The 9,086-nt window shown below is 70.3% G+C and carries 8 protein-coding genes and 2 pseudogenes; 8 read left to right on the forward strand and 2 right to left on the reverse strand.

Annotated elements, in window-relative coordinates; genetic code table 11:
• Positions 1-11 precede the first annotated feature (11 nt).
• The 4 genes from ACVV2G_RS13120 to ACVV2G_RS13135 all read left to right on the forward strand — a co-directional run bounded on the left by ACVV2G_RS13120 (position 12) and on the right by ACVV2G_RS13135 (position 4,294).
• A complete protein-coding gene (locus ACVV2G_RS13120) occupies positions 12-287 on the forward strand; it encodes a phosphopantetheine-binding protein (RefSeq protein WP_453842857.1) in 276 nt (91 codons plus the stop codon).
• Complete coding sequence (locus tag ACVV2G_RS13125) at positions 284-1,576, forward strand: beta-ketoacyl synthase N-terminal-like domain-containing protein (RefSeq protein ID WP_453842858.1); 1,293 nt, start codon at positions 284-286, stop codon at positions 1,574-1,576. The genes ACVV2G_RS13120 and ACVV2G_RS13125 overlap by 4 nt, the downstream gene beginning before the upstream one ends.
• 118 nt (positions 1,577-1,694) lie before the next feature.
• The gene (locus ACVV2G_RS13130; protein WP_453842859.1) at positions 1,695-2,936 is read left to right on the forward strand and encodes a cytochrome P450; all 1,242 of its coding nucleotides are present in this window, start codon (positions 1,695-1,697) and stop codon (positions 2,934-2,936) included.
• Complete coding sequence (locus tag ACVV2G_RS13135; RefSeq protein WP_453842860.1) at positions 2,933-4,294, forward strand: MalY/PatB family protein; 1,362 nt, start codon at positions 2,933-2,935, stop codon at positions 4,292-4,294. Before ACVV2G_RS13130 ends, ACVV2G_RS13135 begins: the two co-directional genes overlap by 4 nt.
• Here ACVV2G_RS13135 and ACVV2G_RS13140 read toward each other — a convergent pair.
• Together ACVV2G_RS13140 and ACVV2G_RS13145 are read right to left on the reverse strand one after the other, a co-directional pair.
• Positions 4,258-4,947: a Crp/Fnr family transcriptional regulator gene (locus ACVV2G_RS13140; RefSeq protein ID WP_453842862.1), complete on the reverse strand. Its 690-nt coding sequence runs from the start codon at positions 4,945-4,947 to the stop codon at positions 4,258-4,260. The two genes, ACVV2G_RS13135 and ACVV2G_RS13140, sit on opposite strands and share 37 nt — an antisense overlap.
• Before the next feature lie 1,363 nt (positions 4,948-6,310).
• A complete protein-coding gene (locus ACVV2G_RS13145) occupies positions 6,311-6,670 on the reverse strand; it encodes a hypothetical protein (protein ID WP_453842863.1) in 360 nt (119 codons plus the stop codon).
• Positions 6,671-6,711: 41 nt separating this feature from the next.
• Between ACVV2G_RS13145 and ACVV2G_RS13150 the strand changes: the two are divergent.
• From ACVV2G_RS13150 to ACVV2G_RS13165, 4 genes and pseudogenes are all read left to right on the forward strand, one after another.
• Positions 6,712-8,118: pseudogene (locus tag ACVV2G_RS13150) on the forward strand (transposase); the annotation flags it as partial.
• Between the two features lie 65 nt (positions 8,119-8,183).
• Positions 8,184-8,363, forward strand: a pseudogene (locus tag ACVV2G_RS13155) (transposase); the annotation flags it as partial.
• Between the two features lie 125 nt (positions 8,364-8,488).
• Positions 8,489-8,962: an IS3 family transposase gene (locus ACVV2G_RS13160; RefSeq protein WP_453842864.1), complete on the forward strand. Its 474-nt coding sequence runs from the start codon at positions 8,489-8,491 to the stop codon at positions 8,960-8,962.
• 16 nt (positions 8,963-8,978) lie between these two features.
• The coding region (locus ACVV2G_RS13165; protein WP_453842865.1) for a hypothetical protein at positions 8,979-9,086 on the forward strand (108 nt) is incomplete at its 3' end.

Below are 9,086 nucleotides of genomic sequence, written 5' to 3' on the forward strand. Positions count from 1 at the left end.
AGGCACTGCCAGTGAACGGAACGACCGAGAGCACCCCCGGCGCGAACGGCACCGAGGAGCGGGTGCTGGCGGTGCTGCGCCGCACCACCCTGGAGATCGTGCCGGAGGTCGAACCGGCCGCGTTCACCCCTGACCGGACCCTGTCCGACCTGGGCTGCAACAGCATCGACCGGGCCGAGATCGTCACCCTGGCGATGGAGGAACTGGACATCGCGGTGCCCGTGCACGAGTTCCACCAGGGGATGGACATCGCCACCCTGGCCGCCCTCATGCGGAAGCACCTGTGAGCGGACCCGGCCCCGGCGGGCGGGCGGTGGTGGTGACCGGACTCGGCGTCCTCGGCGCCGTCGCGGCCGACCCGGAGGACCTGACCGGCGCGCTGCGCTCGGGACGGTGCGCCCTCACCGCGCCGGTGCCACCCGCCGACGCGGACCGGCCGGGCGTCTCCTGGCCCGCGGGCACGGCCGAGCTGGCGGCGGACGACGTCCCCGACCGGGCCCTGGACGCGCTGCCCGGCCTGCCGGAGTCCCTGCATGGCCTGGCCCGGCGGACCGCGCTGCGGGCACCGGTGCCGGTGCGGGCGGGCGTCGTCGCCGCGCTCCAGGCGTGGCTACGGGCCGGACTCGACCGTACGGCGCCACCGCCGGAACGCATCGGCATCGTGGTGGCCGGCAACAACCTGACGGAGCGGGTCACCGAGGACGGCCGGGCTCGCGCCGAGCGCAACCCGGCCTACCTGCCCGCCCGGTACGCCCTCCAGCACCAGGACACCGACCACGTCGCCACGCTCAGCCGCGTCCTGGGTGTACGAGGTGAGGGCGGCACGGTCGGCGGGGCCTCGGCCAGCGGCAACCTCGCCCTCGTCCACGGCGCCCGGATGCTGGCCGCCGGGGCCGCCGACGTGTGCCTCGTCGTGGGTGCCATGACCCGGCTGTCGCGGCTCCAGACCCGCGGCTTCCTCACCCTCGGCGCGATGGCCCCGGCGGCCGGCGCGCCGCCGAGCCCTCCGGCGCCGTTCGACACCGGCCACCGCGGCTTCCACCCCGGGGAGGCGGCGGCCTGCATGGTGCTGGAGACTGCCGCCTCCGCCCGGGGGCGCGGCGCCCCGGTCCTGGCCGGGTTCGCGGGTGGTGCCGTCGTCCTGGACGGCAACCACCTGGCCGATCCGTCGGCGGCCGGCGAGGTGCGGGCCATGCGGGGAGCGCTCGCGCAGGCGGGCGTGGGCCCGGCCGACATCGGCTGGGTCAGCGCCCACGGTACGGGGTCACCGCTGGGCGACCGGACCGAGGCCGAGGCGCTGCGTCAGGTCTTCGGTGCGGGCCCTTGGATCAACGCGACCAAGGCCCTCTCCGGGCACTGCCTGAGCGCGGCGGGGGTGGTTGAGGCGGTGGCCGCCGTGCTGCAACTGCGGGGCGGGTTCGTGCACCCCGGGCCCGGCCTGCGCGAGCCGGTCGACGCCGGCCTGCGCTTCGTGCGCGACGAACCGCGTCGGGCGTTCGCCGGGTTCGTGCTGTCGAACGGCTTCGGGTTCGGCGGCATCAACACGGCGGTCGTCCTGGCCCACCCGGACGCCTGAGCCGGGTTGGAGAGGCCCGCCGATGCGCAGAAGTGAACAGATTCCGGGCGCCGCCGGACCGTAGGGTCGGCTTCCGTGCCGGGAGCGGGCCCAAGGTGACAGCAAGGGAAGGTTTCCTATGACGGACACGACCGACGCCGCCGGACCGCTGCGGGACCCCGGGGCCGCACCGCCCGCGTTCCCGCAGGAGAAGGCGCCGGGCTGCCCCTTCGACCCGCCGCCCGGATACCGCCGGTTCCAGGCCGAGGACCCGTTCGCCGAGGTCACCCTGCCCAGCGGACAGCGGGCGCGGGTGGTCACCCGGCACCGGGACGTCCGGGCCGTGCTGGACGACCCCCGCTTCAGTGCCGACAGCTCCCACCCCGACTTCCCCCGCATGTTCCCCCGGCCCGTGCCCCAGGTGCTCAAGGGCACCTTCCCCCGGCTCGACGGCGCCGAGCACCTGCGCTACCGCCGGATGCTGGCCCGGGACTTCACCGGCCGCCGGGCCGACGAACTGCGGCCCCGCATCGAGCAGATCGTCGACGCCCGCCTGGACCTGATGGAGGAGCAGGGCGGCCCGCTGGACCTCATGGAGGCGCTCGCCTACCCGGTGCCGTCCACCGTCGTCTGCGAACTCCTCGGGGTGCCGCCCGAGGACAGTCCGCTCTTCGAGTCCCGTACCCGGATCCTGATCAACGGCCGCAGCACTCCCGAGGAGACACTGCGGGCCAAGGACGACATCCTGCACCACCTCGAAGGCGTGGTGGCGGCCAAGGAGAAGCGGCCCGGCGACGACCTGATCAGCAGGCTGTTGGTCGAGCAGGTCGCCCCGGGACTGCTGGACCGCGCCGAGGTCGCCGTCATTGCCTGGCTGCTGCTCGCCGCCGGCCACCACACCACCGCCACCATGATCGGCACCGGCACCATGCTGTTGCTGGAGCACCCGGACCAGTTGGCCGCCCTGCGCGCCGACCCGAAGCGGATCCCGGACGCGGTGGACGAACTGCTGCGGCACCAGACGGCCATGCAAATCGGCATGAACCGGATCGCCACGGCGGACGTCACCCTCGGCGAGCACACCGTCCGCGCCGGAGAGGGCGTCGTCTGCCAGTTGGCGACCGCCAACCGGGACGCCGAGGTCTTCCGCGACCCCGACCGCTTCGACATCACCCGCACCGCCCGCGGCCAACTGGGCTTCGGCCACGGCCCCCACCAGTGCCCCGGACAGTCCCTGGCCCGGGTCGAGCTGCAGGTCACCCTGGACCGGCTGATCACCCGGCTGCCCGGACTGCGGCTCGCCGTCCCCGCGGCCGACGTGCCCTTCTGGCACCACCTGTTCGGCATCCACGGCGTCAAGGAACTGCCCGTCACCTGGTGAGGACCCGCGTCGCGGAGAAGGACGCCGTGGAGGAGGGCGCCGTGGAGGAGGAGCCGTTGTCGGAGGCACAGCAGGAGCTTGTCCACCGGTTCGACGGGCTGCGCGCTCTTTCGCTGTCCGCCCGGCGCAGCGAGAAGTGGCGGCGTTACCCGCCCGACATCCTGCCGGCGTTCATCGCCGAGATGGACTTCCCCGTCGCCGAGCCGGTGCTCGCAGCCATCCGCGCGCACCTCACGGTGGGCGGCGACCTCGGCTACGCCTACGCCTACACCACCGAGGCCCCCGTGCAGCGGGCCTTCGCGGCCTGGGCGCGGGCGGCCCACGACTGGCGGGTGGAGCCGCGGACGGTGGTGCTGTTCCCGGACACCATGCGGGTGATGGAGGTGGCGCTGGAGCAGTTCACCGAGCCGGGCGACGGCGTCGTGGTCGACGTCCCCGCCTACCCGCCCTACTTTGAGGCCATCGCCGCGGCCGGCCGCGAGGTCGTCCCGCGGCCGATGCGGCTGCGCGGAGGCCGCTGGCGGCTCGACCTGGAGGGGCTGGCCCGTGCCTTTCGGGACGGAGCCACCGCATACTTCCTGTGCAACCCGCACAACCCCACCGGCCGGGTTCTGACCGTCGGCGAACTGCGCGAAGTGCTGGCACTGGCAGCCGAGTTCGGGGTCGCGGTGATCTCCGACGAGGTGCACGCCCCGCTCACCCACCCGGGACACCGGCATGTGCCGCTCGCTTCGCTGCCCGAGGCTGCCCGGGTGACGACGGTGACGGCGGCCTCGGCCAGCAAGGGCTGGAACCTGTCCGGCCTGAAGTGCGCGATGGCGGTGGCCGGCCGGCCCCGGGACCACGACCGGCTCATGGAGATGCGGCCCAGGGAACGGGACGGCGTGGGCATCCTCGGGGTGAGCGCGAGCGAGGCCGCCTTCACCCGGGGTGCCCCCTGGTTGCGCACCGTGCGTCACTACCTGCACGGCAGCCGACGGATGCTCGTCGAGCTGGCCGAGTCGCTCGGCCCCGATCTGGAGCTGGTGCCGCCCGAGGCGAGCTACCTGGCGTGGTTCGACGCCCGGCGGCTGGCCGACCGGCTGGGCCGTGCCGACCTCGCGGAGTTCTTCCTCGACCGCGGCAAGGTGGCCGTCAGCGACGGACGGGAGTACGGGGGCGAGGGGTTCGTCCGGCTCAACTTCGGTACGTCCCAGCGCTTGCTGGAGGAAATGGTGCGCCGCATGGAGAAGGCGGTCCGGGAGGAGACAGCCGACGCGGGCGGCGCCGGTGGGGCGCCGCCGCGGAGTGTGCCGGGATATCCCGCGCCGGTGTGCGGTTCCTACGGGCCGGCGGACAAGGAGGAGTCCTCCAGATAATCCGTCAGTTCGGCTATGTGAATGCACAGATGCGCGTCTTCGGTGCGATGGACCGCGCCGGCCACGGAAAACCGTTTGAGGAAGTAGCCGATCCGCGAGCGCGTCGTCCCGACCATTTCGGCCAGCTCTTCCTGGGTTATCCGGTCGCGGATCAGGGCGGTCTGGTCCCTGGGTGTGCCGAACTTTTTCCCGAGATTCACCAAAAGTGCCGCCAGTCGGTGTTCGCTGTCCATCGTCACCAGATTCGCGATCACCTGCTGCTGCTCCTGCAGCCGGTTCGCCATGTGGCCGATCAGCGCCTCGCGCAGCGGCGACTCCCGGTCGGTCATCATCTGCGCCACGCGGACCTGCACCAACGTGGTGATCTGCATGGCCTGTGCGGTTTCGGTGCGGTTGGCGGCCAGGACGCTGGACTCCCCGAACACGTCACCGGGACCGTGTATGGAGAGGAGGCACTGCTTGCCGTCGCGGGTGTGCGTCAGTGTTTTCACCTGACCGCTCTCGACCAGATAGATGTGCGCGTCGGGCTGGCCGAGATTATAAACGTGCTCCCGCCGACCGACATGAAACCGTGTTCCTCGGATGGTCCCTCTTCTGACTGCCTCCCGCAGTGCGTCGGCCAGGCTTCGTTCGGTGTTACAGAAGAGTCCCATTCCGTCCCCCCGGTGACCGTCTTCGACGGCCGAAGTTGCTGGTGGAAGCCGTGCCTCTAGATCGGACTTCTCTGCCGAATCTAAAATACATGCCCCAGATCAGGGTAGTGGTCCGCGCCATGTTGGCTTCAATTGATCGACGAGTCGTAGGAGGGATTTCCCGACGTTGCGTCATGCGCGACGGAATTGCTCATTCCGATTGCTGTGCTGGAGGTTGGCGACTGCCGTCGATCGACAAAAGCCCTGGTGCAGGGCGAGGTGCCGGTCCGACCGGCCGGGGCGGTCGGACGCGTTGGTTCCGCTACACGGCCGATTTGCCCGCGAAGCGCAAGCGCGAGTTTGCGCCGCTGGACGGTTCGCGGATGCGAGGGTGTCATCCCGTGAAGATCCATGGCGGGGTTCGGTGGCTGAGCTGTTCGGCGGTTCGCCCGTAACGTCCTCGGGCCGGTCGAGGCCCAGGCCTTCCTCCGCCTCGCCCGCCAAAAATCTGTGCGCAGTGCGGGGAACGCCGCTACATCCAGGCCCGCGAAGGCGACCGCCCGCTGTGCCGGCGCTGCCACCAATACCCCACCGCGGCCTGCAGCGAGTGCGGGAAACGACGTCCGTGCTTGCATGTCTCCACCGACACCCCAATCTGCCTTTCGTGCACGTGGAAGCGGCGCCCCGCGCGATCTGCGTCGGCTGCCACCGCGACAACCAGATCAGCTACCGCACGGCCGACGGAGAGCTGCTGTGTTCGTCCTGCGGCGCCACACACCACCCCTGCGCCCAGTGCGGCCGGACGCTGCGCATCCAGGCCATCGCGCCGAACGGCGACGAACTGTGCCCCACCTGCTGGCGCTACCACCCGGCCCGCAAGCGGCCGTGCAGCGAGTGCGGCACAGCCACCCATCTGCAGCACCACGGCCTGTGCCCCGACTGTGCTGCCCGCGCGCGCCTTCGAGAAACACTCAGCGTCGAGGGACGGATGCGCCCCGGCATCGAGCCGGTCTGCAAAGCCCTGTTGAGGCAGCCCGGCAGGAACCTGGCTGTACTGGCTGAACCGCCGCCCCGCACGGCTGCAGCGCGCTGCGCGCCCTGCAGCCGGAAGCGGGCCGGTCACCCATGACACCTTGGACGGCCTGCGGCCGGCCAAGGTGGTCGACAACCTCCGCATGCACCTGGTCGCCGGCGGCGCACTGCCCGCGCGTGACGAGCAACTCGCCGTCCTCGAGCGCTGGCTCGCGGCAAGGACTGCACAAGTCCGTGACCCGGAGAGCGGCAAGGTGCTCCAGGCGTACGTCACCTGGCACCTGCTGCGTCGCCTCCGTCGTTTCTCTCGGCGCCGCCCGGTCAGCCAGGCACAAGCTCATGGCGTCCGCGCCTACGTCACCCAGGTCGTCCGGCTGCTCAACTGGCTCCAACCCAGGACGTCGCCCTCAGCACATGCACCCAGAACCTTCTGGACGCCTGGCTGGACGACTACCCGGCCCGCGGCCCGCGGGTACACGGCTTCCTCGCCTGGACCAGCCGCGACGGCCACGCCCGGCAGCCGACCGTCGAACTGGCCGCCCCGGCCTTCAGCGGTCAACTCATCGTTCGGGACGTCCGCTGGCAGCTGGTCAACCGGCTTATCCACGACGACGAGATCCCGCTCCCTGACAAGGCGGCCGGGCTCCTTGCTCTCCTCTTCGCCCAGAACCTGTCCCGGATCGTTGTGAACCTTCCCCTTGATCGTGGACACCTGGAGACTGGGACCTGAGGTTCCAGAGGCAGTAGCACCAGGTGGGAAGCAAGTACACGAAGCGGTACACCGAGGAGGTCAAGCGGGACGCCGTCGCGCTCGTCGACTCCTCGGGCAAGACGGTCACTGCGGTGGCCTGGGAACTCGGCATCAGCTCCGAGTCCCTGCGCGGCTGGTACCGCCGGGCCAAGGCGGACCGGGGCGAGGGCGAGCCCGGTGAGCTGACCAGTGCCGAGCGCGAGGAGCTCAAGCGGCTGCGCAGGGAGGTCCGCGAACAGCAGCAGACGATCGAGATCCTGAAAAGAACGACCGCCTTCTTCGTCACCTCGGGGCGGATACTCACCCGCACCGCGCCGGCCGCGCTCGGCTACAAGGAAAGCTGGAGCTACGACACTGCGGGCAACCTCACCAGCCACACCGACGGCCGCGGCAACAAGACGACGTACGCGTACACCGCGAACCGGCTGACGTCGGCGACGGACCCGACAGGCGGCAAGACCGTCTACACGTACGCCTCGCTCGGCTCGCTGGAGACCGTGACGAGCCCCCGCGGCAAGGGCACCACGTACGGGTACGACACCGCGGGCAACCGGACATCGGTCACCACGCCGCTGGGCGAGAAGACGACGTTTACGTACGACAAGGCGGGCCGCGTCCTGACCAGGACGGACCCGCGTGGGAACGTCTCAGGCGCCGACCCGGCCGCGTACACCACGAAGTACACCTATGACGGCCGCGGTCTGCTCAGCTCGGCCACGGACGCCCTGGGCCGTACGACGACCTACGAGTACAACGGCGCTGAGCAGTTGACGTCGGTGCGCAACCCGGCGGGCGAGGCCGCCACGCTCGGCTACGACGACGCGGGGAACCTGACCCGGACCACCGACCAGGCGGGCAAGTCCCTCACCCGCACCTACGACGCGAGCGGACGGCTCGCCTCCGAGACCGACGCAGCCGGCGGCCGGACCACATACACGTACGACAAGGTAGGCCGGCTGCTCAGCAGCGTCTCGCCGCGCGGGAACGTCTCCGGCGCCGACCCGGCCGCCTACACCACGTCTTACGTGTACGACGCTGCCGGCAACCTCACCGAGACCACCGGTCCCACCGGCGCGACGACGAAGACGACCTACGACGCGATCAACCGGCCGCTCGTGGTCACCGACCCGCTGGGCCACACCACCGGCTACATCTACGACGCCAACGACAACGTCACCAAGACCACCGACGCCGCAGGCAAGACGACCACCGCCGTCTACGACAAGAACAACCGCCTCAGCAGCAGCACCGACCAGCTGGGCAAGACCACGACCTACGCCTACGATGCCGACGGCAATCTGCTCAGCCGCATCTCCCCGCTCGGCCACAAGTCGAGCTGGACCTACGATGGCGACGGCCGCCAGGCCACCGCGGTCGATCCGCGCGGCAACGCCACCGGCACCGACCCCTGGAGTGACCCCCGAGATTCCGACACCTGGACGCTGGATGTTTCGTCATCCAGGGGAAGTGATCCATGGTGGCAAAGCGGAAGAACTACCCCGAAGAGTTCAAGCGGGATGCAGTGGGTCTGGTGCGTTCCTCGAAGGACCGCACCCTCACCGACATCGCACGAAGCCTGGGCATCCATCTGGAGACGCTGCGGAACTGGGTCCGCGAGGACAAGGCCCGCACCCAGGACGCGGACGGCGGGGGTGATGCCGGTATGACTCCCGACGAGAAGGAAGAGCTCAGGCGTCTGCGGCGGGAGAACGCCCGGCTCAAGGAGGACAACGAGATCCTCCGGAAAGCCGCCGCCTATTTCGCGCGGGAGACGACACGGTGATCCGCTTCCGTTTCGTCGACGAACACCGGAACGCCCACGGCGTGAAGCGGATGTGCGACGTCCTGGGCTGGGACCGGTCCGGCTACTACACCTGGCACAAGAACAAAGAGGCCCGGGAGGAGAAAGCCGGCGTCGAAGAGGAGCTTGCGCACCGCATCCGAGAGATCCATACCGATTCCAGGGGCGCCTACGGTGCTCTGCGGATCACCCGCGAACTGCGCCGTCGCGGACACGTCGTGAACCGCAAACGGGTCGCGCGGGTCATGCGAGAGAGACAGATCGCCGGGATCACGCGACGGAAGTCGCGGTCCCTGACGAGACAGGACCGCTCGGCTGCACCCGCGCCGGATCTCGTCCTGCGTGACTTTACGGCGCCGATGCCGGGACTGAAACTCGTCGGGGACATCACCTGCATGCCAACCGCCGAGGTGGCTTCATCTGGCGACGGTGATCGACCTGTGCACGCGTGAGGTCGTGGGCTGGTCGATGGCCAGCCATATGAGGGCTCAGCTCGTGGCGGATGCCATCCGAATGGCCCATGCCGGCGGGCACACCGCTGGCAATGCGATCTTTCATTCGGACCGCGGGTCTCAA

It is taken from the genome of Streptomyces sp. JK94 (genome assembly GCF_053613315.1).